27 protein-coding genes and 1 pseudogene are annotated in these 23,923 nt (G+C 72.2%); 16 read left to right on the top strand and 12 right to left on the bottom strand.

Annotation, left to right across the window (positions count from 1 at the left end; translation table 11 throughout):
• Positions 1-149: 149 nt before the first annotated feature.
• The 3 genes from ACZ418_RS17615 to ACZ418_RS17605 all read right to left on the bottom strand — a co-directional run bounded on the left by ACZ418_RS17615 (position 150) and on the right by ACZ418_RS17605 (position 1,599).
• Positions 150-617 (bottom strand): peroxiredoxin, encoded by a 468-nt coding sequence (locus ACZ418_RS17615; protein WP_468363278.1) that lies wholly within the window; start codon positions 615-617, stop codon positions 150-152.
• Positions 614-994, bottom strand: a complete 381-nt coding sequence (locus ACZ418_RS17610) for a DoxX family protein (RefSeq protein ID WP_468363276.1) — start codon at positions 992-994, stop codon at positions 614-616. Before ACZ418_RS17610 ends, ACZ418_RS17615 begins: the two co-directional genes overlap by 4 nt.
• Positions 995-1,074: 80 nt before the next feature.
• Entirely contained in the window at positions 1,075-1,599 is a 525-nt protein-coding gene (locus tag ACZ418_RS17605; protein WP_468363274.1) for a MarR family winged helix-turn-helix transcriptional regulator, read from the bottom strand.
• A 173-nt stretch (positions 1,600-1,772) separates the two neighbouring features.
• On the opposite strand from ACZ418_RS17605, the gene ACZ418_RS17600 reads away from it, so the two are divergent.
• From ACZ418_RS17600 to ACZ418_RS17590, 3 genes are all read left to right on the top strand, one after another.
• Positions 1,773-2,060, top strand: coding sequence for a putative quinol monooxygenase (locus ACZ418_RS17600; RefSeq protein WP_468363272.1), 288 nt, complete (start codon positions 1,773-1,775; stop codon positions 2,058-2,060).
• 234 nt (positions 2,061-2,294) lie between these two features.
• Positions 2,295-2,936 carry an SH3 domain-containing protein gene (locus tag ACZ418_RS17595; protein ID WP_468363270.1) on the top strand — a complete coding sequence of 214 codons (642 nt, stop codon included), beginning with the start codon at positions 2,295-2,297 and terminating at the stop codon, positions 2,934-2,936.
• 187 nt (positions 2,937-3,123) lie between these two features.
• Complete coding sequence (locus ACZ418_RS17590; RefSeq protein ID WP_468363268.1) at positions 3,124-3,924, top strand: XRE family transcriptional regulator; 801 nt, start codon at positions 3,124-3,126, stop codon at positions 3,922-3,924.
• 135 nt (positions 3,925-4,059) lie between these two features.
• Here the strand turns inward: ACZ418_RS17590 and ACZ418_RS17585 are convergent, their stop codons facing one another.
• Complete coding sequence (locus ACZ418_RS17585) at positions 4,060-4,944, bottom strand: LysR family transcriptional regulator (protein ID WP_468363266.1); 885 nt, start codon at positions 4,942-4,944, stop codon at positions 4,060-4,062.
• 161 nt (positions 4,945-5,105) lie between these two features.
• On the opposite strand from ACZ418_RS17585, the gene ACZ418_RS17580 reads away from it, so the two are divergent.
• The 3 genes from ACZ418_RS17580 to ACZ418_RS17570 all read left to right on the top strand — a co-directional run bounded on the left by ACZ418_RS17580 (position 5,106) and on the right by ACZ418_RS17570 (position 8,079).
• Positions 5,106-5,918: an EamA family transporter gene (locus ACZ418_RS17580; RefSeq protein ID WP_468364363.1), complete on the top strand. Its 813-nt coding sequence runs from the start codon at positions 5,106-5,108 to the stop codon at positions 5,916-5,918.
• Between the two features lie 125 nt (positions 5,919-6,043).
• On the top strand, positions 6,044-6,802 hold the full coding sequence (locus ACZ418_RS17575) for an IclR family transcriptional regulator (RefSeq protein ID WP_468363264.1): 759 nt from the start codon (positions 6,044-6,046) through the stop codon (positions 6,800-6,802).
• A 95-nt stretch (positions 6,803-6,897) separates the two neighbouring features.
• Positions 6,898-8,079 (top strand): PP2C family protein-serine/threonine phosphatase, encoded by a 1,182-nt coding sequence (locus ACZ418_RS17570; protein WP_468363262.1) that lies wholly within the window; start codon positions 6,898-6,900, stop codon positions 8,077-8,079.
• Here the strand turns inward: ACZ418_RS17570 and ACZ418_RS17565 are convergent.
• Positions 8,039-8,470 carry an ATP-binding protein gene (locus tag ACZ418_RS17565; RefSeq protein ID WP_468363260.1) on the bottom strand — a complete coding sequence of 144 codons (432 nt, stop codon included), beginning with the start codon at positions 8,468-8,470 and terminating at the stop codon, positions 8,039-8,041. The two genes, ACZ418_RS17570 and ACZ418_RS17565, sit on opposite strands and share 41 nt — an antisense overlap.
• A 174-nt stretch (positions 8,471-8,644) precedes the next feature.
• Between ACZ418_RS17565 and ACZ418_RS17560 the strand changes: the two genes are divergently transcribed.
• The 6 genes from ACZ418_RS17560 (at position 8,645) to hemC (ending at position 14,482) form a co-directional block, all read left to right on the top strand.
• Entirely contained in the window at positions 8,645-9,412 is a 768-nt protein-coding gene (locus ACZ418_RS17560) for an IclR family transcriptional regulator (RefSeq protein ID WP_468363258.1), read from the top strand.
• Positions 9,413-9,453: 41 nt separating this feature from the next.
• Complete coding sequence (glpK, locus tag ACZ418_RS17555; RefSeq protein WP_468363256.1) at positions 9,454-10,968, top strand: glycerol kinase GlpK; 1,515 nt, start codon at positions 9,454-9,456, stop codon at positions 10,966-10,968.
• Between the two features lie 345 nt (positions 10,969-11,313).
• Positions 11,314-12,294 carry an ATP-dependent DNA ligase gene (locus ACZ418_RS17550; protein ID WP_468364360.1) on the top strand — a complete coding sequence of 327 codons (981 nt, stop codon included), beginning with the start codon at positions 11,314-11,316 and terminating at the stop codon, positions 12,292-12,294.
• A gap of 106 nt (positions 12,295-12,400) precedes the next feature.
• Entirely contained in the window at positions 12,401-12,919 is a 519-nt protein-coding gene (locus ACZ418_RS17545; RefSeq protein ID WP_468363254.1) for a hypothetical protein, read from the top strand.
• On the top strand, positions 12,916-13,392 hold the full coding sequence (locus ACZ418_RS17540; protein WP_468363252.1) for a GNAT family N-acetyltransferase: 477 nt from the start codon (positions 12,916-12,918) through the stop codon (positions 13,390-13,392). Before ACZ418_RS17545 ends, ACZ418_RS17540 begins: the two co-directional genes overlap by 4 nt.
• A gap of 154 nt (positions 13,393-13,546) precedes the next feature.
• Positions 13,547-14,482: a hydroxymethylbilane synthase gene (gene hemC / locus ACZ418_RS17535; RefSeq protein ID WP_468363250.1), complete on the top strand. Its 936-nt coding sequence runs from the start codon at positions 13,547-13,549 to the stop codon at positions 14,480-14,482.
• A gap of 30 nt (positions 14,483-14,512) precedes the next feature.
• Here the strand turns inward: hemC and ACZ418_RS17530 are convergent, their stop codons facing one another.
• The 4 genes and pseudogenes from ACZ418_RS17530 to ACZ418_RS17515 form a co-directional block, all read right to left on the bottom strand.
• Positions 14,513-15,040, bottom strand: coding sequence for a hypothetical protein (locus ACZ418_RS17530; RefSeq protein ID WP_468363248.1), 528 nt, complete (start codon positions 15,038-15,040; stop codon positions 14,513-14,515).
• A 190-nt stretch (positions 15,041-15,230) separates the two neighbouring features.
• A complete protein-coding gene (locus tag ACZ418_RS17525; protein ID WP_468363246.1) occupies positions 15,231-16,091 on the bottom strand; it encodes an ABC transporter permease in 861 nt (286 codons plus the stop codon).
• A pseudogene (locus ACZ418_RS17520) lies at positions 16,051-16,548 on the bottom strand (ATP-binding cassette domain-containing protein); the annotation flags it as partial. The gene ACZ418_RS17525 and the pseudogene ACZ418_RS17520, both read right to left, overlap by 41 nt.
• Before the next feature lie 76 nt (positions 16,549-16,624).
• Entirely contained in the window at positions 16,625-17,110 is a 486-nt protein-coding gene (locus tag ACZ418_RS17515; protein ID WP_468363244.1) for a MarR family winged helix-turn-helix transcriptional regulator, read from the bottom strand.
• 250 nt (positions 17,111-17,360) lie between these two features.
• Here ACZ418_RS17515 and ACZ418_RS17510 point away from each other — a divergent pair, with 250 nt between their 5' ends.
• A complete protein-coding gene (locus tag ACZ418_RS17510) occupies positions 17,361-18,152 on the top strand; it encodes an RNA polymerase sigma factor SigF (RefSeq protein WP_468363242.1) in 792 nt (263 codons plus the stop codon).
• A gap of 44 nt (positions 18,153-18,196) precedes the next feature.
• Here the strand turns inward: ACZ418_RS17510 and ACZ418_RS17505 are convergent, their stop codons facing one another.
• A complete protein-coding gene (locus tag ACZ418_RS17505) occupies positions 18,197-18,511 on the bottom strand; it encodes an ANTAR domain-containing protein (RefSeq protein ID WP_468363240.1) in 315 nt (104 codons plus the stop codon).
• Between the two features lie 128 nt (positions 18,512-18,639).
• Between ACZ418_RS17505 and ACZ418_RS17500 the strand changes: the two genes are divergently transcribed.
• Entirely contained in the window at positions 18,640-19,449 is an 810-nt protein-coding gene (locus ACZ418_RS17500) for a VOC family protein (protein ID WP_468363238.1), read from the top strand.
• Between the two features lie 13 nt (positions 19,450-19,462).
• Here ACZ418_RS17500 and glgX read toward each other — a convergent pair whose 3' ends face one another.
• Both glgX and ACZ418_RS17490 read right to left on the bottom strand, forming a co-directional pair.
• Positions 19,463-21,607, bottom strand: coding sequence for a glycogen debranching protein GlgX (gene glgX, locus ACZ418_RS17495; protein ID WP_468363236.1), 2,145 nt, complete (start codon positions 21,605-21,607; stop codon positions 19,463-19,465).
• On the bottom strand, positions 21,604-22,158 hold the full coding sequence (locus ACZ418_RS17490) for a pep a2 (RefSeq protein ID WP_468363234.1): 555 nt from the start codon (positions 22,156-22,158) through the stop codon (positions 21,604-21,606). Before ACZ418_RS17490 ends, glgX begins: the two co-directional genes overlap by 4 nt.
• A gap of 327 nt (positions 22,159-22,485) precedes the next feature.
• Between ACZ418_RS17490 and ACZ418_RS17485 the strand changes: the two genes are divergently transcribed.
• Positions 22,486-22,785: a DUF5133 domain-containing protein gene (locus tag ACZ418_RS17485; RefSeq protein WP_468363232.1), complete on the top strand. Its 300-nt coding sequence runs from the start codon at positions 22,486-22,488 to the stop codon at positions 22,783-22,785.
• 107 nt (positions 22,786-22,892) lie between these two features.
• A partial coding sequence (locus tag ACZ418_RS17480) for a maltotransferase domain-containing protein (RefSeq protein ID WP_468363230.1) occupies positions 22,893-23,923 on the top strand: 1,031 nt, incomplete at its 3' end.

Raw genomic sequence — 23,923 nt, 5'->3', positions numbered from 1 at the left:
CGGTCCGGGGCAGGGCAGCGCCTGCTCGGCCAGGGTGCTGCCGGACGGGCAGGCGGTGCGGGCCACGTCGATGCGGTGGCCGTCGCGGTGGCGCCATGCTTCATATGTCAAGCGCGGGAATTCCCGTCCGCCCCGCGGTGCGGGGGCGTTCAGCTCCGGTGGGCGCGCAGGACGGCGAGAGCCCGGTCGGCGTGGGTGTTCATGCGCAGTTCGCTGCGGACGACCTCCAGCACCGTGCGGTCCTCGGCGATCACGAAAGTGACCCGCTTGGTGGGGGCGAGGGAGAAGCCGCGCTTGACGCCGAACCGCTCGCGGACCGTGCCGTCGGCGTCCGACAGCAGCGGCATGCCGAGGCCGTGCCGGCCGGCGAACTCCTGCTGCTTGTCGACGCTGTCGCCGCTGATGCCGACGGGCCGGGCGCCGACGGCGGCGAACTCGGCGGCGAGGTCGCGGAAGTGGCAGGCCTCGGCGGTGCAGCCGGGGGTGAGGGCGGCCGGATAGAAGAAGAGGACCACCGGCCCGTCGGCCAGCAGCTCGGTGAGCCGGCGGGTGGTGCCGGTCTCGTCGGGCAGGGCGAAGTCCTCGGCCTTGTCCCCGACCTCGATGCGTTCCGTCATGAGCGTCCTTCCTCGTTCCGGGCGACTCCCTGGGCCCACAGCACCAGCGGCACCTGCAGCGGCAGCCGCGCGAGGGCGGCCGCCCGCAGCGGCGCGGGCCGGTGCCGCCAGTCCACGGCCATCTGCACGTTCGCCGGGAACACGCCGACGAAGAAGGCCGCGGCCGCCTTCGCGGCGGCCGCGCGTGTCCGGGGTGCGGCGATCCCGGCCGCCAGGGCCAGTTCCACGACGCCGCTGCCGTACGTCCACGCCCTGGGCGAGCCCGGCAGGGCGCGCGGTACGAGCGCGTCGAAGGGGCGCGGTGCGGCGAAGTGAGCGACCCCCGCCGCGGCGAGCAGGCCGGCGAGCAGCAGGGGTGAGCGTTCGGAGCGGGGCAAGGTTCCTCCTCTGGGGCCTGCCGCCGGATATTACTGGACGGTAGGCGCGGAGGTGGCCAGTTGCCGCAGGACGTCTGCCCTCACACCGTGGCGACGGCGTCGTCCGCGTCCCGGCCGGAGTCCTCCTCGGTCGTGTGCGCGAGGAAGTCGTCGACCATGCGGTGGAACAGGGTCGCCATCTGCCGCAGATCCTCCGGCCGCCAGTCGGCGAGCGCGAGCTGCATGCCCCGGGCCCCGGCCTCGCGGACCCGGTCGACGGCGTCCCGGCCCGCCTCGGTCAGCTGGATGCGCTGGGCGCGCCGGTCGACGGGGTCCGGGACACGCGTGACATATCCGGTCTTCTGCAGTTGCTGCACGGTGCGTGTGACATGGGAGGCCTCCACGCCCAGGCGCTGTGCCAGCTCGCCCGGGCGCAGCGGTTCGGAGTCGGCGATCTGCCGGAGGAGGGCCACGGCGGCCCGGTCCAGCGGCACCCCGGCCAGCGCCATCAGCCGCTCGTGCTGCCGGGCCCGGGTGCCGAGGTAGGTGATGCGCGTCAGGGCGCGCTCCATCTCGGTGACCTCCGGGGACGCGACAGGCAGGTCGGGCAGCGATTCCGTGGGCATGTCGGCAAGTTTCGCAGCTCGTTGCGTAAGTCAAGTAAGTTCCGTTCCCGGCTCTCGGGCCCCCACGATGGCCGGCCGACCGCGGACATGGCCGCGTGTCGTACGGACCGCCCCCGGGCGGAGGCGTGCTGGAATCGGCGAGTCCACCCGCCTCGGAACACCGGAGGAACGCCATGGCCTTCGCCGTCGTCGCCCAGTACCAGTGCGCCCCCGCAGACGCCGACACCGTGCGCGACGCGCTGCGCAAGATGCGCGAACTGGTCCCCTCGGAACCCGCGAACCTCGCCTACGAGGCGCACGAGGTCGTCGACCGGCCGGGGGCGTTCGTGCTGTACGAGCGCTACACGGACCGCGCCGGCTTCGAGGCGCACAAGGAGACGGACCACTTCGCGGAGCTGATCCGGGGCACGGTGTTCCCGCTGCTGAAGGAGCGGAGCATCACGTTCGCCGAGACCCTCTGACCGCCGCCGATGCCTCGGGCGTCTCTCGGGAAGCGTCACCCGGACGTACATGGAGACGCTGGGACGCCTCCCTGCGCCGGACCAGGCGGACCCACCCCTGCCGTGGGGGTTCGTCCCGCGGGACGTCCCGGCCGTCCCGGGGGACGCCGGAACGGCATTCCGGCGGCTTGTCACGGAAACCCTGGCTGTCGTGATCACTGCTCGTGGTCACGAGAACGACAGCCGGAGGCTTCCATGATCCGACGGACTCTCAAGAGCGGAGTGCTGGCCGCGGTGGCGGTGCTCGCGTTCCTGCCCACGGCGGCCGGTGCCACCACGGCGGACGCCGCCGCACCGCGCCCGGTTCCCAGCGCCACCGCGCACCACACCGGCCACCACGCCCGGCACCGCGCCCACCACGCCGGCCGGCGCGTCCACCACCGCAGGTACGTCACCCACCGCCGGCACCACCGCGTCCACCTCCGCACACACCACAGCCGCCGAGTGCACCGGATCCATCGCCTCACCGCCCGGCGGGCGGTGTACCGATTCATGCCGCAGACCGCGGCCTACCGTCTCGTCATGCACGCGGCGCCGTACCGGCTCGCCGCGCACCGGATGCAGTACCGACTCGCCGTACAGTGGGTGACGCACCGTCACGTCCAGCCCCTCACCGGCCGCGTCGCCACCCGCCACGCCCCGCTCAACGTCCGCTCCGGTCCCGGCACCGGCTACCGGGTGATCGGCCACCGGCGAACGGGCCGGATCCTGACCCTCACCTGCAGGACGCGCGGCTCCTCGGTGTACGCGAACCGCACCTGGTACCGGCTGCCGCACCACGCGGGCTACGTCTCCGCCCGCTACGTCCGTGCGGCCCGCACCCTCCCCTGGTGCTGACGGCCGTTCATCACAGCACCACCCAGCCGCCGAAGGCCCGTTCGACGACCCCCGAACGGGCCTTCGGTACGCCCACACCTCACCTTGCTCATACCTCACCGCGTGTTCCAGTCGCCGTCCTCCCGGGAAGCCATTCCGACAACAGGGGCGAAACCGCCCATAGTGGAACGGGAGTCGAGGACGCACGATGCGGCACCCCCAAGCACCGACCCCGCCGGACGAGTCACTGGTCGTGGGACTGCGCGAGCTGAAGGACCGTACGGGGCTGAGCCTGGCGGCACTGGCCGCGCGCACCCCGTACAGCAAGTCCGCGTGGCACCGCTATCTGTCCGGCGGCACGCCGCCGCCGAGGCCGGCCGTGGTGGCGCTCTGCCGGCTCGCCGACGCCGATCCCGAGGCCGTACTGGCGCTGTGGGACGCGGCCGGAACGCCCGCACCCGAGGCCGCGCCCGAGGAGCCCGTTCCTGCACGGCGGCCCGGCCGGCTTCCGCGGCGGCTTCCGCGGCGGCTCCCGTCGCGGCTTCCGCTGTCCGTGCTCGCGCTGTTCGGCACGGCTGCGGCGGTGGCCGCCGTAGCCGTCGCCCTGTCCACGCGGCCGGGGACCGCACCCGCCGCGCAGACCCTGCCAGGGGTGCCGCGCTGTCACGGCCGCTCCTGCCAGGGCGAGTTGCCCGACGCCTCGGTGTGTGCCCGGGACGCACGGACCACGAGCACGGTCACCGGTCCCGCCTACACCGTCCGGCTGCGCTGGTCACCGGCCTGCGGGACCGCCTGGTCCGAGGTGTGGCTGCGGTCGCCCAAGGCCCGCGAGGTGTCGGTGCGCGCGGGCCATGACGTGATGTCGGCCGGTTATCCGGCGGACGACTCCGCCGGGGACAGCAGCCCGATGCTCTCGGTGTCCTCACCGCGAGGCGTGGAGGCGTGTGCCGAGGTGGCCGGGGAGCTGGCCTGCACGGGCCTGGACGTGGAGCCCGACGCGCAGGGCTGACCCCGTGCAACGCGTACGGCGCCGTACTTCCTGGACGAGGTGCGGCGCCGTGCGCGGGGGCGGGTCAGCCGGCGGTGACGAGCTGCTGCCCGGTGCGATTGTCCGGGGTGGAGCGGATGGACACGGTCGCGTGGATCATCGTCTGGGCGCCGTTGAGGAACCCGCCGGTGAGCGGTACAGCTCGCTGAGCAGTTCCAGGACTGCCTGGAGTGCCGGGTGCGGGTCGTCGCGCCACCAGGCGAGCCGTACGGCGACGGGTTCGGCGTCCCGGACCGGCCGGTAGACGACGCCTGGTCGCGGGTACTGGTTCGCGGTCGACTCCGCAGTGACACCGATGCCGCGTCCGGCGGCGATGACGGTGAGCCAGTCGTCGACGTCGTGTGTCTCCTCGACGGCGGGGCGGGAGTCCGGAGGCCACAGTTCGGGAGTGGTGGTGCCGGTACGCCGGTCCACCCAGAGGGTCCGGCCGGTCAGTTCGGCGAGCCGTACGGACCGGCGGCGGGCGAGCGGATCGTCGGCGGCCATCGCGCACAGGCGCCGCTCCAGACCGACGATGGCGGTGTCGAACCGCCGGTCCTCCAGCGGCCGGCGCACCACGGCGAGGTCGCAGGCGCCTTCCGCGAGACCGGCGGACGCCGTGTTGACCCGGACGAGATGCAGATCGGTCCCGGGGTGGGCGGCGGTCCAGCGCCGCTGGAAGGCGACGGTGTGACGTCCGACGGCCGACCATGCGTAGCCGATCCGCAACCTGGTGTGCCCCGAGGTGGCCTCCTGGACCAGGACGGCGACGTCCGCCAGCACCCGCCGGGCCTGCGCCACCACCCGCAGCCCGGTCGCCGTCGGGCTCACCTCACGCGAAGTGCGCCGCAACAGGCGTACGCCCAGGGTTTGTTCGAGCCCCGCCAGGGTGCGGGAGACGGCCGCCTGGGACACCCCGAGGGCGATCGCCGCGTCGGTGAAGGTGCCCTCGTCGACGATGGCGACGAGACAGCGCAGCTGCCGGAGTTCCACCTCATGCATGCGTTCAGCGTATAGATGTCAATCCGCATGCATTTTGCGCAAGCGCCGGACGGGCGGACGCTCCTGCCATGCGACGAGCTCTCGGACATCCCACGGCGACGGCGTCCGCCGCCATCCGGAACCCCGCGTCCCAGAACCCCGCGCCGGGGCGGCTGGCCGGCGTGGCGACGATGTTCGGCAGTGGCCTGTCCAACCAGACCGGTGCGGCGATCGGCGCACTGGCCTTCCCGGTGCTCGGTCCGCTCGGCGTGGTGGCCGTGCGCCAGTACGTCGCCGCGCTCGTCCTGCTGGCCGTCGGCCGGCCGCGTCTGCGCGACTTCACCCGGCGCCAGTGGTGGCCGGTGCTGCTGCTCGCCGGGGTCTTCGGCACCATGAACCTGACCCTGTACAGCGCGATCGACCGGATCGGCCTGGGGCTGGCGGTGACCCTGGAGTTCCTGGGCCCGCTCGGCATAGCGCTGGCCGCCTCGCGCCGCCGGCTGGACGCGGGGTGCGCGGCGCTTGCGGGGGCCGGAGTCGTGGTGCTGATGCGCCCTCAGCCGTCCACCGACTACCTGGGCATGGCTCTGGGACTGGTGGCCGCCTGCTGTTGGGCCTCGTACATCCTGCTCAACCGGATCGTCGGACGGCGCATCCCGGGCGCCCAGGGGTCGGCCGCGGCCGCGTGCACGTCGGCGCTCGCCTTCCTGCCGATCGGGATCGTCGTCGCCGTACGGCATCCACCGACGGGCGGGGCCCTGCTGTGCGCGGTGGCGGCGGGTGTGCTGTCGTCGGCCGTGCCGTATCTCGCCGACCTGCTCACCCTGCGCAAGGTGCCGGCCCAGACCTTCGGCCTGTTCATGAGCGTCAATCCGGTGCTGGCGGCGGTGGTCGGCTGGGTGGTGCTGGGGCAGAGTCTGGGTGTGCCGGAGTGGGCGGGGATCGGGGCGGTGGTGGCTGCGAACGCGGTGAGCATCGCGAGCACGCTCCGCTGAGGACGACCGTCCCAGCGGTCGAGGACGGCGGTCGACGGTCCGCCCGGCCTGTGGCGGCGGGCTCGCCGCCCTGCGGGCAAGACCCGGACCTTGCCCGGGTCGGTCGTACGGCGCAGGCTGGTGCTATGGGTGCTCAGGACGGCCCCACGCTCATCACTTCCGTGCAGCGGGCCTTCCGTCTGCTGGAGGCGGTGAGCGCGCACGAGAACGGCGCACCGGCGAAACAGCTGGCACGCGAGACGGGGCTGCCGCTGGCCACCGCTTATCACCTGCTGCGCACTCTCGTGCACGACGGATACGTGCGAAAGCTGGACGACGGCGGCTTCGTCCTGGGCGACAAGCTGAACTCCCTGCACACAGCGGGCCGCACGCAGACGCTGCTCAGCCGCGTGCGCCCGACGCTGGCCGCCCTGCGGGACGAGCTGTCCTGCGCCGCCTACCTCACGTTCTACGAGGACGGCGAGATCAGGGTGGCCGAGATCGTGGACAGCCCCCGCATGCCCCGGGTGGATCTCTGGGTGGGCTTCGAGGACGCCGGACACGCCACCGCGCTGGGCAAGTCCGTGCTGCGTGAGCTGGACGAGGACGCCCGTCGGGACTATCTGTCCAGGCACCACCTCGCCGAGCTCACCCCACGGACGATCACCAGTCTTCCGGAGCTGCTCCGCAGGATCGCGGCGCCCCCTTTGGCGCCGGCCGTCACCGACCTGGAGGAGTACGCACTCGGCACCGTGTGCGTCGCCGTGCCCGTCTACCGCGGGAACACGCTCGGTTCGCTCGGCGTCTCCCTGCCGGCGGAGCGGCGGGCCCGGCTCCAGGAGATCCGGGCACGACTGCTTCCGGTCGCGAGCCGGGTGACCAGGAGCCTCTCGCTCACTATCTGAAAATCCGCTCCTTGTGGCTGCCTCGCCCAGCCCGTTTGCTTGATGAAACGGACATTTCGGATGTCACCCAGAGAGACGAGGACTGCAGGCGAGCCATGAGCGAGACCGGACCCCACGGCGCCGACGACGCACCGATTCGGCTGTTCAGGAACCCCGCCGGACTGCCCGTATGGCCGGTGCTCCCCGTGCTGGTCGTCGCCGTCGTCGCGCTCGTCGTCGCCGCCGTGGGCGGGGGGCTGGTCTGGCTGCCGCTGCTGGCGGCCGGACCCGCTCTGGCAGCCGCCACCAATGAGCCGCGCGGCGTGCTGTGTGTCGGTCTCTTCGCCGCGGCGGCGGGCGCGGCGCTGGGCATCGGGCACGGGGTACCGGTCCACGAGCCGGCGGCGGTGCTCGCCGCCGTGCTCGCCGTCACCGCGGCGAGCAGCCTGGCCAGCGCGCTGCGTGGCCGTCGTGAACAGGTCCTCGCGGCCGTACGCTCGGTCGCCGAGGCCGCCCAGCACGCCCTGCTCCAGCCGGTCCCGGACACCGTCGGCCCGTTCCAGGTGGCCGTCCGCTACAGCGCCGCGGCGGCGGAGGCGCGGATCGGCGGGGACCTCTACGCCCTGGTGCCCACGCCCTACGGCATCAGGCTGATCGTCGGTGACGTGCGCGGCAAGGGCCTGCCCGCCGTGGGGACCGCCGCACTCGTGCTCGGGGTGTTCCGTGAGGCCGCGCACGACGAGCCCGACCTGCTCGCCGTCGTCGCGAGGATCGAGCGGAGCCTGGCGCGCAACCTCGGTCCCGACGACTTCGTCACCGCCGTGGTCGCCGGACACCCCCGGTCGGAACACCTGGAGATCGTCAACTGCGGACATGCGCCGCCGCTGCTGGTGTCCGCCTCCGGAGAGGTCGGGGCGGTGGAGCCCACGCATCCCGCTCCGCCCCTCGGGCTGCGCGCCCTCTCGGGAGACACCCCCCGGCTGCAGCGGCTGCCCTTCGCGGTGGGAGACCAGCTGCTGCTCTACACCGACGGGGTCACGGAGGCGCGGGATCACGCGCGTGCCTTCTATCCGCTGGCCGACGGGGTGGCCCGCCATGTGTGCGAGGAGCCGGCGCGCACCCTGACCGCGCTCCACGACGAGCTGCTGGCGCATGTGGGCGGCCGGCTGCACGACGACGCCGCCCTGCTCCTGCTCCGGAAGACGACCACGGACGAGTCGGCGTGCGTGCCGTCACGGTGCGAGGCCGCGCCCCAGGTCAATGCATCCAGGGCAGATCGAGTTCGGCCCACCGGCTGACTCCACCCAGGTGAGTGCGTATGCCGTGGCGGGTCGCCAGGGCGTGGACGATCGTCTCGCCCCTGCCGTGCTCGTCGGGGTCCGCGCCGGGGGGCCCACCCGCCGGAAGGGCAGGTCCCGCGTCGCTGACCTCGACGCGCAGGGTGCGGCCGCCGTCGCCCTCCACCCATGACAGCCGCAGCACGGCCGGAGGCCGGGCGTGCACGATCGCGTTGGTGACGAGCTCCGACACCACGAGCAGCGCGTCCTCGACGAGGCGCGGACACACGCTCCAGTCGGCGAGGACCGCCGCCGCACGACGGCGTACGGCCGAGACGGCGCCGGCGGCGGGCGGCACCGGACACACGTGGTCGTATGCCGTCTGAAGCAGCGTCTTGAGCTGTGCCGCCATGTTCTCTCCCGATGATGTACGACCGGTGCAGCGCCACCATTCCGGCGTGTTCCGGACTGCCAAGCACGCTATGGAGACAAATGGGGCCGGTCAATGAACGTCGGTCGGCATTACCGAACGCCCGCCCGCCTTCGCCCACGGGCACGGCGTCCGTGCGGGTAATAGGCTCACTTCATGGCCGGCCCAGTCCAGTCGATCGAACGGGCGGCGGCGATTCTGCGTCTACTCGCCGGCGGGCCCCGCCGACTCGGCCTCGGCGAGGTGGCGGCCTCGCTCGGGCTGGCGAAGGGCACCGCCCACGGCATTCTGCGCACGCTCCAGCACGTGGACTTCGTGGAACAGGACGCCGCGACCGGGAAGTACCAGCTCGGAGCCGCCCTGTTGCATCTCGGCACCAGCTATCTCGACGTCAACGAGCTGCGCTCGCGCTCGCTCAACTGGGCCGACGCCCTGGCCGCCCGCAGCGGGGAAGCGGTGCGGCTGGGCACGCCTCTGGAGGGCAGCGTCCTCGTCGTCCACCATGTGTTCCGACCGGACGACACCTTCCAGACCCTGGACGTGGGCTCGCTGCTGCCGCTGCACGCCTCCTCGCTCGGCAAGGTACTGCTGGCGTACGGGACCGCGAGCGTCGAGCCGGGACAGGAGCAGGGGCTGGAGGCGTACACCCGGCACACCCTGGTCGATCCCCAGCAGCTCGCCCGGGCGCTCGCGGAGGTCAGGGAACTCGGGTGGGCGGCCGAGACCCAGGAAATGACCATGGGCGAGGCCGGCCTCGCCGCACCGATCCGCGGGCACGGCGGCCTCGTCGTCGGCGCCATCGGGCTGTCCGGGCCGGTCGAGCGGATCTGCGACAGCCAGGGCCACCCCCGCCCGAGTCTGATCACGCTGATCCGTGAAGCCGCACGGGCGATCTCCAGAGACCTGGGAGCCGCCCGCTGGTAGAGCAGCAGCCGCCCTCGATCCGTCGGAAGGCAGACCCGATCATGGCCGAACGGTACGTAATGTCCATCGATCAGGGCACCAACTCGACCCGATGCATCCTGTTCGACCACCGCGGGCGGCTGGTCTCGGTCGCGCAGAAGGAACACCGGCAGCACTTCCCGAGGCCCGGCTGGGTCGAGCACGACGCCATGGAGATCTGGCACAACCTGCGGCAGATCGTGCCGGAGGCGCTCTCCGACACCGGTGCCGGCAGGGAGCAGGTCATCGCTGTCGGCCTGGCCAACCAGCGCGAGACGACGGTGCTCTGGGACCGGCGGACCGGCGCCCCGCTGGGCCGGGCGATCGTCTGGCAGGACACCCGCACGGCACCGCTCGTCGACGACCTCATGCAGCGCCCCGGGGAGGCGTTCTTCCTGGAGCGGTGCGCCCTGCCGCCCTCGACCTACTTCTCCGCGCTGCGGATCCGGTGGCTGTTCGACCACGTCAAGGGGATCGAGCAGCGCGCCAAGGACGGCGAGGTGCTGTTCGGCACGATGGAGAGCTGGCTGATCTGGAACCTCACCGGGGGCGCCGACAGCGGCCTGCACATCACCGACGCCACCAACGCCAGCCGCACCATGCTGATGAACATCCGCACGCTCACCTGGGACGAGGAGCTGCTGGCCTTCTTCGGGGTGCCCCGCGTGATGCTGCCCGAGATCCGGTCGTCCGCGGAGACGTACGGCGAGGCCCGAGCGCTGCTGCCCGGGGTCTCGATCACGGCCGCCCTCGGCGACCAGCAGGCGGCCCTCTTCGGCCAGACCTGCTTCTCCCCCGGCGAGGCCAAGTGCACCTACGGAACGGGCAGTTTCCTGCTGCTCAACACCGGTGGCGAGCTGGTTCGGTCCCGGCATGGCCTGCTCACGACCGTCGCGTACAAGATCGGGGACCAGCAGCCGTCCTACGCCCTGGAAGGGTCGATCGCCGTCACCGGCGCACTCGTCCAGTGGTTCCGGGACCGCCTGGGGCTGATCAGCAGCGCGCCGGAGATCGAGACCCTCGCGCGGACGGTCGAGGACAACGGCGGCTGCTACATCGTTCCCGCGTTCTCTGGTCTGTTCGCGCCCCGCTGGCGCAGCGACGCACGCGGGGTCATCGTCGGCCTCACCTCGTACATCACCAAGGGCCACCTGGCGCGGGCCGTCCTGGAAGCCACCGGATGGCAGACCCGGGAGGTCGTCGACGCCATGAACGCCGACTCCTCGGTCCGCCTTCGGCAGCTCAAGGTGGACGGGGGCATGACCGCGGACAACCTGCTCATGCAGTTCGTGGCCGATGTGCTCGACGTGCCCGTGGTGCGGCCCATGGTCGCCGAGACGGTTTCCCTGGGCGCCGCCTACGCGGCGGGGCTCGCCGCCGGCTACTGGCCCGATCTGGAAGTGCTGCGCCGCAACTGGCACCGGGCCGCCCAGTGGCTGCCCGACATGGACCCCGAGCTGCGGGAGTCGGAGTACGACAACTGGCAGCGGGCCGTCGAACGGTCGCTGGGCTGGGTCAGACCGCCACGATCCCCCTGACGCCGACCCACCGGGAAGCGGACGGTGCCGGGCACAGCCCATTTGCTTGCCTGACTCAAGCAAGCCCGTTACGAGCCGGGGTGGCCATGAGCGGAGCCCACCCCGTGCGCCGCATCCCGTGGGGACGAGGAGCGGCGCCGCCTACTGGAGCCCACCGCCCCGACCCCTCGAAAGCGAGTCGTCGGCTGGAAGCCCGCTGAGCGACGGCGGACACCGCCGGAGGCCGGCGTCCCCCGCCCGTGTCCGCGGCATGCGCAGGCGGCGGCCCGGGCCCGTTCAGGGGAACCGGTGGCCGAAGGCGCGTGAGGCCGGCGGAAGCGGTCGAGATCTTCAGCCGTGACCGCCGTGCCCCTGCCGCTCATCGCGCCGATGCTCGCCACTCCCGGCACCCTGCCGCCCGCCGCCCAGGACCAGCGGTGGGCGTACGAGACCAAGCAGGACGGCCAGCGGGTGATGATCTATCTGCCCGGCGACGGCAGCCTGCTGCTGCGCGCCCGCTCGGGCGAGGACATCACCGCGGCCTACCCCGAACTGCGGCCGCTCGGCGGCGCGCTGGGCCCCACCCCCGCCGTACTGGACGGCGAGGTACTGGCCCTCGACGAACAGGGCCGGGCCGACTTCCAGCTGCTGCAGAGCCGGATGGGCCTCGCGCACGCCCCCGCGCGGGCGGCACGCCGGGCCGCCCAGGTGCCGGTGCATCTGGTGCTGTTCGACGTGCCGTACTGCGAGGAGTCCCTGCTACGGCAGCCGTACGTACGGCGGCGGGCCCGGCTGACGGAGCTGGGACTGGCCGGGCCCTACTGGTCGACTCCGGGTGCGGTGACCGGACACGGCGCCGAGGCGCTCGCGGCGACCCGGGAACACGGCCTGGAGGGCCTGGTGTGCAAACGGCTGGACTCGGTGTACGAGCCCGGGGTCCGCTCCCGTGCCTGGATCAAGATCCGCAACATGCGCGCGGAGGATGTGATCGTCGGCGGTTGGCTGCCCGGCAAAGGGCGGCTGAGCGGGCTGCCCGGCGCGGTGCTGGTCGGCCAGCGCGACCAGGGCGGCCGACTGCGGTACGTCGGCGGGGTGGGCACCGGCTGGAGCGAGGCCGAGCGGACGGAGCTCGCCGCGCTGCTGCGGGACACCGCGAGCGAGCGGTGCCCCTTCGATCCGGTGCCGCGCGTCCCGGACGCCCGCTGGGTGCTGCCCCGGCTGGTCGGCGAGGTCAGTTACAGCACCCGTACCCGGGCCGGGCTCCTGCGCCAGCCGTCCTGGCTGCGGCTCCGCCCGGACCTCACCCCGGAGGAATCCGCGGCGGACCTGCCGGAGGGCTTCGGCTGAGGAGGCACGCCGGTACGCCACCGAGCCGTACAGTGCGCCGCGCTGCCGCATGCCATGCCGTCACCTCGCCATGGACGCCTGCGCACCGAGCCCTCATCATGGCTGGATGGATCTTCACGTGGAGCTGCCCCCGGCGATCGACGCATCCGGACTGCTTGCCCTCGCCGAGGGTCATCACGGCCGTACGGCCCGGGCGCTGGGCGTCCGGGAAGCCGCCGGTCACCTCGTCAAGGTGTACGCGCTGGAGGCGCCGGGGCGCACGGTCGGTCCGTCGGCCGTGGACACGGCGCTGGACCTGGCCGCGGGCCATCTGACCCTGGGACGGGTACGCGGCTCGCTGGGCCTCGCGGTACTGATCGTGCACGCGGGCGGCGACGGCGACTATGTCCTCGTGCACAGCTGGATCGAGGGACACATGTCCGACCTGGCCGTGTTCACCGGCCCGGCGGAGCGGCCGGCCGAGCTGCGGCCGGGCCGGGCGGGGCTCGCCCCCTGCGTCTGGGAGGCCGCGCTGCTGGCGCACGAGCGGGAGGCGTTCTCCCGGCATGTGCTGGACGGCGAGGGCCCGCTCGCCGAGCGCCTGACCGCCTGGAGCGCCGACACCCTGGAGGGCGAGGTCCGGTGACCGGCACTGCCCTGGTGCGGCACGCCGACCGCGCCGATCTGCCTCGCGTGGCCGAACTGGCCGCCCAGCACGCCGAGTACGAGCGCGCCGCCCCGCCGGTCCCGGACCTCGCCACCCGGCTGGCCGGCCTGCTCTTCGACACGCCCGCCCCGCGGCTGCGCTGCCTGGTCGCCGAGGCCCCGGACGGCGAGATCGTCGGCTACGCCACCTGTGCGCCCGAACTGTCCACCTGGGACGGGCGGGAGTATCTGCACATGGACTGCCTGTTCCTGGCCCCCGGCCACCGCGGCCTCGGCCTCGGCCCCCTGCTCGTGGACGCGGTGGTCGCCGAGGCCCGGCGGCTCGGCGTCGCTCAGGTGCAGTGGCAGACGCCCGCCTGGAACGACGGGGCGGTCCGGTTCTACGACCGGCTCGGCGCCCGCGCGAAGCGGAAGCTGCGCTACAGCCTCCCGGTCGGCGCAGCCGGCGCCTGAGCCGGGAACCGGCCGCCGCCCCGGCACGATCATCGGGTCAGCAGGGAGCGGTGCCCGGCGCGCTTCACGGGTCGGGACGGTGCCGTTCGAGGAGACCGCGGTGTTCGAGCCGGGTCCTGACCGGGCGTCGGGTCCGAGGGTCTATCGTGTCCCCATGTCCGTCCCGGAATTGATCCGTATCGTCTCCCGTGACTCCCCCATGGCCCTGGCCCAAGTGGAGCGGGTCCGTGCCGAGTTGGCCGTGCTGCACCCCGGCGTGCGCACCGAGGTGGTGCCGGTGAAGACCACCGGCGACAAGTGGCTCGGCGATCTGTCCAAGGTCGAGGGCAAGGGGGCGTTCACGAAGGAGGTCGACGCGGCCCTGCTGGCCGGGGAGGCCGATCTCGCGGTGCACTGCGTCAAGGACGTGCCCGCCGACCGGCCGCTGCCCGCCGGGACGGTGTTCGCCGCCTTCCTGAAGCGGGACGACATCCGGGACGCGCTGGTCCACCCGGGCGGGCTCACCCTGGACGAACTGCCGGCCGGCACCCGGATCGGCACCTCCGCGGTGCGCCGGGTGGCCCAACTGGCCGCCACCCACCCGCATCTGGAGTGCGTGCCCTTCCGCGGCAACGCCAACCGCCGCCTGGAGAAGCTGGCCGCAGGGGACGCGGACGCCCTTCTGCTGGCGATGTCCGGTCTGGAGCGGATCGGCCGCACGGACGTGATCAGCGAGGTGCTGTCGACCGAGACGATGATGCCGCCGATCGGCGCGGGCATCCTCGCCCTGCAGTGCCGGGAGGACGACACCGCTCTGATCGACGCCGTCAGCGGGCTCGGCGACCCGGACACCTATCGTGAGGCGACGGCCGAGCGGATGTTCCTGCATGTGCTGCAGGGCCACTGCAACAGCCCGATCGCCGGCTACGCGCGCGTGGACCGCGGCGGCGAACTGTCCCTGCGGGCCTGTGTGTTCACCCCGGACGGCAAGACCCGGCTGAACGCCCACGAGTGGGCGGGCCGGCTCGATCCGGCCACGCTCGGCACCTCTGTCGCGGTGGCGCTGCTGCGGCAGGGCGCGCGGGAGATCATCGACGGCATCCCGCACTGACCGTACGGCGGCGCCGTCGGCGCCGCCGTATCAGGCGGTGGTGCCGGGCTCCGTCTGGTCCTTCAGGAACGCGCTGACCTGGTGGGCCAGGCTGCCCTGCCCGGCTGCCGCGGGGGCGGCGGCCGTGGTCGCGTCCAGGACGCCGATGCCGCCGGTCCACAGCCGGCGGTCGGCCCACTCGTCCTCCACCCGCAGCTGCACCTGCACGTCCACGTGGGTCAGGGCGGCCTCGGGGGCGGCGGCGTAGATCACGGCAGTGGCCCGGCGCAGCGGGTAGACGTCGAAGCCCTCGATGAACTGCGAGTTGCGCCAGTCGATGAACGCGCCCTCGCCGTCCGGACCGACCCGGACGTCGATCTGGCCGTCCTCCAGGTGGATGCCGTAGTGCCGGGCGCCACGGTTCTCGACCGTCACCCGGACACTGAAGTACGTCAGCCCGGCGGCGGCGTCGTCGCGTCCGCGCGGCGGCTCGGCCGCCTCCAGACGGTGGACGCGGACCCGCAGACCGGCATGCTCGTCGTACTCGTGCCAGTCCCCGACCACGTTCGGCTCGTACACAGTGCCCCTCTCGACCTTCGAGAGCTGCTGTCTATCTGTGCGCCGAGCGCACTGTCAAATGAGCGGAATGCGCTGTGGCCAGCGGGTTCGCCCGCTTTGATCGGTGATCAAGCGCTGCCCAGGAAGGATGCGTTCGCGGCGCATTCGGCGGGGGCACGGGTGCGTGCCGCACATCACGTCCGCGGCAAGATCACCGGGCCGGCCGGCCGAGCAGTGCGGAGGCCGCGGTGATGCCGAGCGCGGCGGCCACCGCGAGGACACCGAAGTCGGTGCCGAGGTGCGCGGGCGTGCCCAGCAGAAGGCCTCGCAGGGCGTCGACTTGATAGCTCAGCGGGTTGACCTTGCTGACGGCCTGGAGCCAGCCCGGCATCACCGAGAGGGGGTACAGGGCGTTGGAGCCGAAGAACAGCGGCATGGTGATCGCCTGGCCGAAGCCCATGAGGCGGTCGCGGCTGAGCACGATGCCGGCGATGGTCATCGACAGGCAGGAGAACAACGCGGAGGCGAGCACGACGGCGAGGGCGACGCCGAGCAGCTTCAGCGGGTTCCAGGTGAGGGCCACACCCAGCGCGGCGGCGATGACGATCACGACGATCGCCTGGATCAGCGACTTCACGCCGGCGGCGAACGCCTTGCCGGTGATCAGTGCCGAGCGCGGGGTCGGGGTGACGAGGAGCTTGTTCAGGATGCCCGCGTCGCGTTCCCAGATGATCTGGATGCCGTAGAGGATCGCGATGAACATCGCCGACTGGGCGATGATGCCGGGCGCCATGAAGTCGATGTACGGCACGCCGCCGGTGGGGATCGCCCGGATCCGGGTGAAGGTCTGACCGAAGATCAGCAGCCACAGGGCGGGCTGGACCGCCCGGGTGTACAGCTCGGTGCGGTCGTGCCGCAGCTTCTGCAGCTCTACGGCGCACATGGCGACGACCCGGGCGGGCAGCAGCCGCCAGCCGGCGCGCGGCACGGGCGGGCTGAGCAGCAGGGCGGTGTCGCTGCCGGGGGTGCGGTCAGCCGACTCGGCGCGCGGTGCGGCGGGTGCTGCGGACATCGCGGAAACCTCCTGCGGAGTGGTCGTCGAGGCCGCTGCCGGCGACAGCGCGGAAGACGTCCTCCAGCGTCGGCAGGGTGTCGGTGCCCAGGCGTTCGGCGAGGCCGCGGCGCAGCTCGGCCGGGGTGCCGAGGGCGCGGATGCGGCCGCGGTGCATCAGGCCGACCCGGTCGCAGTACTGGTCGGCCTCGTCCATGGAGTGGGTGGTGACGAGGACGGTCATCCCGGTCACCGCGCGGACGGCGTTGATGTGCTCCCAGACGCCGGTGCGGGCGATCGGGTCGAGGCCGATGGTCGGCTCGTCGAGGATCAGCAGCCGGGGCGCGCTGACCAGCGCCTGGGCCAGCTCCAGGCGGCGGACCATGCCGCCGGAGTAGGTTCCGGCGAGCCGGTCGGCGGCGTCCGCGAGGCCGACGGCGGCCAGCGCCTGCCTGACCCGTTCGGCACGCCGGTGGTGCCGGCGGCGTTGCCGGGGTGCTCGGTGCTGTCCCTCGCCATGGCCTCTGGGCCTCCGTCACGGTCGTCGGTCTCCGTCATGCCTCCTCGGCCTCCTCGTGCAGGCCGACCGCGAGTTTGCGCAGCGCCGGCAAGGCCGCGCGCAGGGCCTCCCGGTCGGTGTCGTCGAGGCGGGACACGTGCCGGCCGACCAGTTCGGCCCGGCGCCGCCTCCAGTCGTCCAGCCGTTTCCCGGCGGCAGCGGTCAGCTGCAGCCGGGCCGCGCGCCGGTCGTCGGGGTCGGTCTCGCGGAGCAGGTATCCGTCCCGGACGAGCTGGTTGACCAGGGTCGACACGGAGTTGCCCGCCAGGTGCAGGGCCCTCGCCGCGTCCGAGATGCCGATGCCGGGCCGGGACTCGACCAGCCGGAGCAGTTCCACCTCGGCACCGCGCAGTCGGGGCACGCTCAGCCCGCCGCGCAACCGCCGCCGGATCAGCCGCTGGATGCGCACCAGCGCGTCCGTCAGCTCCTCCGGGAAGGTCTCGGACTCCCTTGCCGCTCGCTGCGCCGTCTCGGTTCCCACGCCAGAAGATTATCTCTGTTACAGAGGTAATGCTGGCCAAGGAGAGGTCAAGGGCGACCTGACTGCATCCCATTTGTACTTAATTGTTTTGCGATGTCTGGTAGCGGGAAAACGAAGGACAGTGCTTCGGACCGGAGGCACGTCCGTGGGAGTCGGCTGCTTGCCGCACGCCACGCTGCCCCATTTCCTGGTCCGAGCGCGCCTCCCACGGTGTCTGTACATCCAGCACCTGCTGAGAGAGGTGCGCACCATGCCCGTCACCGGCAGTACGACCTCCCACCCCCACGACGACGCCCCCGACACGGTGGAGTCCTTCGAGCGGCTCGCGAAGCTGCCCGACGGTACCGAGCGGCGGGCGTTGCGTGATGAACTGGTCCGGTTGTGGCTGCCCATGGCCGAGCGGATCGCCGTGCGCTTCCGCGGCCGCGGGGAGACCCTGGAGGACCTGTACCAGGTGGCCGCGCTGGGTCTGGTGAAGGCCGTCGACCACTACGACCCCGAGCGTGGCCGCGCCTTCGAGGCGTATGCCGTGCCCACCATCACCGGTGAGATCAAGCGCCACTTCCGCGACCACATGTGGACCCTGCACGTGCCGCGCCGGGTGCAGGACCTGCGCAACCGGGTCCGCTCCGCCGCGAAGGAACTGGCCCAGAGCACCTCGGGACGCCCGCCCACCGTGACGGAGATCGCCGCCTACACGCGGCTCAGCGAGGACGAGGTGCGCACCGGCATGGAGGCGCTGGAGTGCTTCTCCGCGCTGTCCCTGGACGCCGAGGTGGCCGGCACCGACGGCTACGCCCTCGGGGACTCCCTCGGCGGCCCCGACCCCGGATTCGACCTCGTGGTCGACCGGGCCGCCGTCAAGCCCTGTCTCGCGGCACTGCCGGAACGCGAGCGCGTCATCCTCTACCTGCGGTTCTTCTGCGGGATGACGCAGAGCCGGATCGCCCAGCAGCTGGGCATCTCGCAGATGCACGTCTCCAGGCTGCTCAGCAGCTGCTTCGAGCGGCTGCGCGAGGAACTGCTCGCCGAGGCCCGCTGATCCGCCGGTCCCACAGCACGGCCGGCCGAGCCCCCGCCGGGGGTTCACTCCTCCGCGGACCCGGGCACCTGGGTCGGGCCGTACCGGTCCAGGGCGTCCTCCAGCTCGGCGCGGACATCGGGCGGGATGTCGCCCCGGCGGCCCCAGATGAGGATCAGCTCCGCGATGTTGCGCAGTTTGATGTTGGTGTGCTGGGAGACATCCCGCAGCACCTCCCAGCCCTCGTCCGGGGTCACCCTGCCCAGGGCCACCACCATCCCGATCGCCTGGTCGACGACCGCGTGGGAGACCACGGCCTCCTTCATCTGGTCGACCTCGGCCTGCAGCGCGGAGATCCTGTCGGGCTCGTTCGCTCCCATGCCCCCATCGTGCTCGCCGGGCTGCACCGCTGCCACCGGGGGTACTCGACAGGCACCCGACCCCCTTCCGGTTGGACACTGGTGCCAGAGCGGTGGCCGCCCGGCCCCGAGAGCAGGACGCGACGGACATGAACCACAACACCCCCGCCAGTGGTGGACCGCGCAGGCGAGACGTCGTCTCCACCCACTCCGTCTTCGGCGCCCCGTGCTGGGTGAGCCTGACCAGCCGTGATCTGGAGGCCACCCAGGACTTCTACGCGGCCGTCCTCGGCTGGCGCTGGCGCGGCGCGAAACTCGGCGAGCACTTCCGGATCGCACTGGCGGACGGGGTGCCGGTGGCCGGGATCGCCGCCGTCGCCGCCATGTGGCAGATGGCTGTGGCCTGGACGCCGTACTTCGCCGTGCCGGACGCCGACGTGGCGGTGTCCCGGGTCCGCGAGCGCGGCGGTACCGCGGCCGTAGGGCCGCTGTCCTTCCCGCCGGGCCGTGCCGCACTGCTCGCCGACCGGGACGGGGCCACTTTCGGCATCTGGCAGGGGGAACTGGTCGCCAACTGGGAGGCCTGGCGGCGGGCGGCACCGACGTTCATCCGGCTGCACACCCGCGACGCCTTCGACGCCGCGATGTTCTACGGCGAGATCCTCGACTGGGCGTCCGGGCTGCCGGGCTGCTGCGAGGTGGAGTACGAGGGCGGCGAGGTGGTGCTGCGCAGCCAGGGCGACATCGTGGCGCGCATCGACTCGGGCGCGGTGGAGTCGGCACCGGATCCCTCCGTCCGGCCGCACTGGCAGATCCACTTCGCCGTCGCGGACGTCACGGACTGCGCCCGGGCGGCGGAGAAGCACGGCGGCAGCGTGCTCAGGGAGGACGAGAACGAGGCGATCCTGCGGGACGCGGACGGCGCCCAGTTCACGGTGACGTCACGACGGGTGCGCTGAGCCTGACAGCCGCTCAGCTCGCGATCCGTGACGGACGCGTGAGCAGGATCAGACTGCGGGCCTCCACACGAAGCCGCGTGCCGGCCTTGCGTTCGCGCTCGTCGGGGATCCCGTCCGGGTCGGCGGTGTCGACCAGGGTCGTCCAGCGCTCACCGAAGGTGTCGTCGGGCAGGCTGAAGTCGACCGGTTCCCAGTAGCCGTTGACGAGCAGCAGGAAGGAGTCGTCGACCATCCGGCGACCGTAGGCGTCGCGTTCGGCGATGGCGTCGCCGTTGAGAAACACCCCCACCGAGTGCGCGTCCCCACGCTGCCAGTCCCGGCCGGTCATCTCACGGGCGTCGGGCCTGAGCCACATCAGGTCGGGCAGCGGTTGCTGCGCATGGGTCGCGGTCTCGCCGTGGAAGAAGCGGCGGCGCCGCAGCACGGGATGCGCGGCGCGCAGGGCGATCAGATGCCGGGTGAACTCCGTGAGGCCGCGCTGCTCGTCCGTCAGCTCCCAGTCGACCCAGGAGATTTCGTTGTCCTGGCAGTAGGCGTTGTTGTTGCCCTGCTGGGTGCGGCCGAGCTCGTCGCCGTGGCAGAGCATCGGGATGCCCTGCGAGAGCAGCAGCGTGGCCAGCAGATTGCGCTGCTGGCGGGCGCGCAGTTCGAGGACGGCCGGGTCCTTGGTGGCGCCCTCCACGCCGCAGTTCCAGGACCGGTTGTGGCTCTCGCCGTCCCGGTTGTCCTCGCCGTTGGCCTCGTTGTGCTTGTCGTTGTACGACACCAGGTCGCGCAGGGTGAAACCGTCGTGCGCGGTGACGAAGTTGACGCTCGCGCGCGGCCGGCGCCTGCTGTGCTGGTACAGGTCGGAGGAGCCGGTCAGCCGGGAGGCGAACTCGCCGAGGGAACCCGGCTCGGCCCGCCAGAAGTCCCGTACGGCGTCGCGGTACTTGCCGTTCCACTCCGACCACAGCGGCGGGAAGTTGCCCACCTGGTAGCCGCCCTCCCCCACGTCCCAGGGCTCGGCGATCAGCTTGACGCGGCTGATCACCGGGTCCTGCTGGATCAGGTCGAAGAACGCCGAGAGCCGGTCCACCTCGTGGAACTGCCGGGCCAGCGTGGCCGCCAGGTCGAAGCGGAAGCCGTCGACCCGCATCTCGGTGACCCAGTACCGCAGCGAGTCCATGATCAGCTGGAGCACGTAGGGGTGCCGCATCAGCAGGCTGTTGCCGGTGCCGGTGGTGTCGTAGTAGTGCGCCCAGTCGCCGTCGACCAGGCGGTAGTAGGAGGCGTTGTCGATGCCCCGGAAGGACAGCGTGGGGCCCATCTCGCTGCCCTCGGCGGTGTGGTTGTAGACCACGTCGAGGATCACTTCGAGGCCGGCCGCGTGCAGGGCCTTCACCATGGCCTTGAACTCGTTGACCTGCTGGCCGAGGGTGCCGAAGGCGGCGTAGGCATTGTGCGGGGCGAAGAAGCCGATGGTGTTGTAGCCCCAGTAGTTGGACAGACCCCGGTCCTGGAGCACGCCGTCCTGCACGAACTGGTGCACCGGCATCAGTTCCACCGCGGTCACGCCGAGCGAGGTCAGGTGCTCGATGACAGCGGGGTGGGCGAGGCCGGCGTAGGTGCCGCGCAGCCGCTCGGGGACGTCGGGGTGGGTGCGGGTCATACCGCGCACATGGGCCTCGTAGATCACCGAGTCCGAGTACGGCGTGCGGGGCGGGCGGTCGTCGCCCCAGTCGAAGTACGGGTCGGTGACCACGCCCAGCATGGTGTGCCCTGCGCTGTCGGCCGGTGCGGGACCGTCCGGGGCGCGCTCGTACAACGAGGGGTGGTTGTCGATCTGGCCGTCCACGGCGCGGGCGTACGGGTCGAGCAGCAGCTTCGCCGGATTGCACCGGTGGCCGAGCGAGGGCTGCCAGGGGCCGTGCACCCGGTAGCCGTAGCGCTGGCCCGGACCGATGCCGGGCAGATAGGCGTGCCAGACGAATCCGTCGACCTCGTGCAGCGGGATTGGGGTCTGCCTGCCGGCGTCGTCGACGAGGATCAGCTCGACCCGCTCGGCCACCTCGCTGAACAGCGCGAAGTTGGTGCCCTGCCCGTCGAACGCGGCACCCAACGGGTAGGGCTGCCCGCTCCACACGGGCAGCCCTTTCCTGGTTCTGCGGGCGGTCACCGGCTGCCCTCCAGGGCGTCGTCCGAAGCAGCCGCCACGGCGGCCGGCGCCGCGAGCGTGTCGTCCATGGCTCCGGCCGGTGCGGCCAGCACCGCCACCGGCGTCTCGCGCGGCACCTGCAGCCCCTGCCGCAGCGTCGGCGCGGGGGCGGTCGGCACCAGCGGGACGCGCTGACCGGCGCGGGCCCGCTGCGAGAACCAGATGATCTTGCTGCCGGTGTCCGAGGCGCAGCAGCCCCAGCCGTCGCTCATGGCGGCGATGTCCGCCAGGCAGGACCGCAGGTCCAGGTCGGGGCGCAGGTCCGGGTCGTCGTCGCCGAAGGCGGTGATGAGGTGCTGGCCGTTCCACCACATCTCGATGGACGTGTGCTTGTCCTTCGCATGCTCGTCGATCGCCCGCAGCAGCAGTTCGGCGCCGCGGCAGACGGGGACCGCGAGGTTCTCGAGGTCCCAGTAGCGGAGGTGGGCGGCCAGGATGCGGCTGACCTGTCCCACCCGTTCCGGGCTGACTTCCACGTCGAGGTGGTAGTAGCAGGGCACTGCGGTCTTCATCGTCGCTTGCTCCTCACCGGCGAAGCTCTCGCTCCCCTCGCCCGTCCGGGAGAGGTCCCGGATGCCCGTCCGGGAGGGATCCCGGACACATAGCGTGAGCGCTGATCGCTTCAGAGTCATCTCCACGGTGACCGCGCTACGCCATTCGTGCAACACGAGGGCCCGACACACATCCGTCGTTGAAGATCCAACAAGACGCTGCGTCGTCATCCGTGCACCATAAGTGAAAGCCTCGATCGCCGTAACGGTGCCGTGCCCTTCCGTGCGCGGACACCACCCGACCGTCGGGAACGCGCCCAGTCGAGAGCGTGGAAGGTGAAGAGGGCAATGCTGCTACCCGCCAAGGCCGAAGTGGCCCGGGCGTTGCGGCGTTACCGGGCGTGGGAGCGCGTCATGCTCGCCTCGCCCCACGACCGCACGGTCCGGGCCACCTTCGAGGACTCGGGCTACACGCTGTGCGTACTGATGGGCAAACGCTGCGCCCGCGAGGCCGCGGACGCCGCCGAACACTATCTGCGCACGAATCTGGTCACCTACCTGCGCGAGCAGGACGGACGGCCGCGGCCGCGCCGATCGGCCAGAAGAGCGCCGCCTTCGGAGCGGCGTTCCACGGCGCCAAGCCCCTGAGCTGGCACCGTACAAGGCGTTCCCCCCGGGGCCGGCGTGAGTCGGCCCCTCTCGGATCGCGAAGCCGGGCCGGGTGCCCGGCTTCGCGCACGGCGGAGGTGAGATACATGCGCAGGACCCCGACCATCGGCCGTGTACCGGTACGTGACGTCCGGCCGGCCGTGGAGTGCGGCAGGCGCCCGGCGAAAGCGGTGGCCGGGGAGACCTTCCAGGTCACGGCCACCGTGTTCCGTGAAGGGCACGATGCCGTGGGTGCCAATGTGGTTCTGCGCGATCCGAAGGGCCGCCGTGGCGAGTGGACGCCGATGCGGGAGCTGTCCCCCGGCAGTGACCTGTGGGGTGCGGACGTCACCCCGAACGCGACGGGCCTCTGGACCTTCCGGGTGGAGGCCTGGAGTCATCCGCTGGCGACCTGGCGGCACACCGCCTCGGTCAAGGTGCCTGCCGGGATCGACATCGGGCTGGTGCTGGAGGAGGGCGCCGAGCTGTACGAGCGTGCGGCCGCCGGAGCGCCGAAGGGGCCGGAGCGAAACGTTCTCCTCGCCGCCGCACAAGCCCTCGGCGACGACTCGCTGTCGGTGCACGAGCGCCTGAAGTCCGCCCTGTCGCCCGAGGTGGACGCGCTGCTGACCCGCTATCCGTTGCGGGAGCTGGTCACCGCCTCCGATCCCATGCCGCTGCTGGTGGAGCGCGAACGGGCCCTGTACGGCTCCTGGTACGAGTTCTTCCCGCGCTCGGAGGGCACGGCCGAGCAGCCGCACGGCACCTTCCGCACGGCCGCACGCCGGCTGGAGCCGATCGCGGAGATGGGCTTCGACGTCGTTTACCTGCCGCCCATTCATCCCATCGGTACGACCTTCCGCAAGGGGCCCAACAACACGCTCACCGCCGGTCCGGAGGACGTGGGCGTGCCCTGGGCGATCGGGTCCCCCGAGGGCGGGCACGACGCCGTCCATCCGGGCCTCGGCACCATCGAGGACTTCGACTTCTTCGTCGGCGAGGCGGAGAAGCTGGGCCTGGAGGTGGCGCTGGACTTCGCGTTGCAGTGCTCGCCCGACCATCCGTGGGTGCAGAAACACCCCGAGTGGTTCCATCACCGGCCGGACGGCACGATCGCCTACGCCGAGAACCCGCCGAA

The organism is Streptomyces sp. NPDC030820 (genome assembly GCF_055572075.1).
This window is presented reverse-complemented; position numbering and strand designations above follow the sequence as displayed.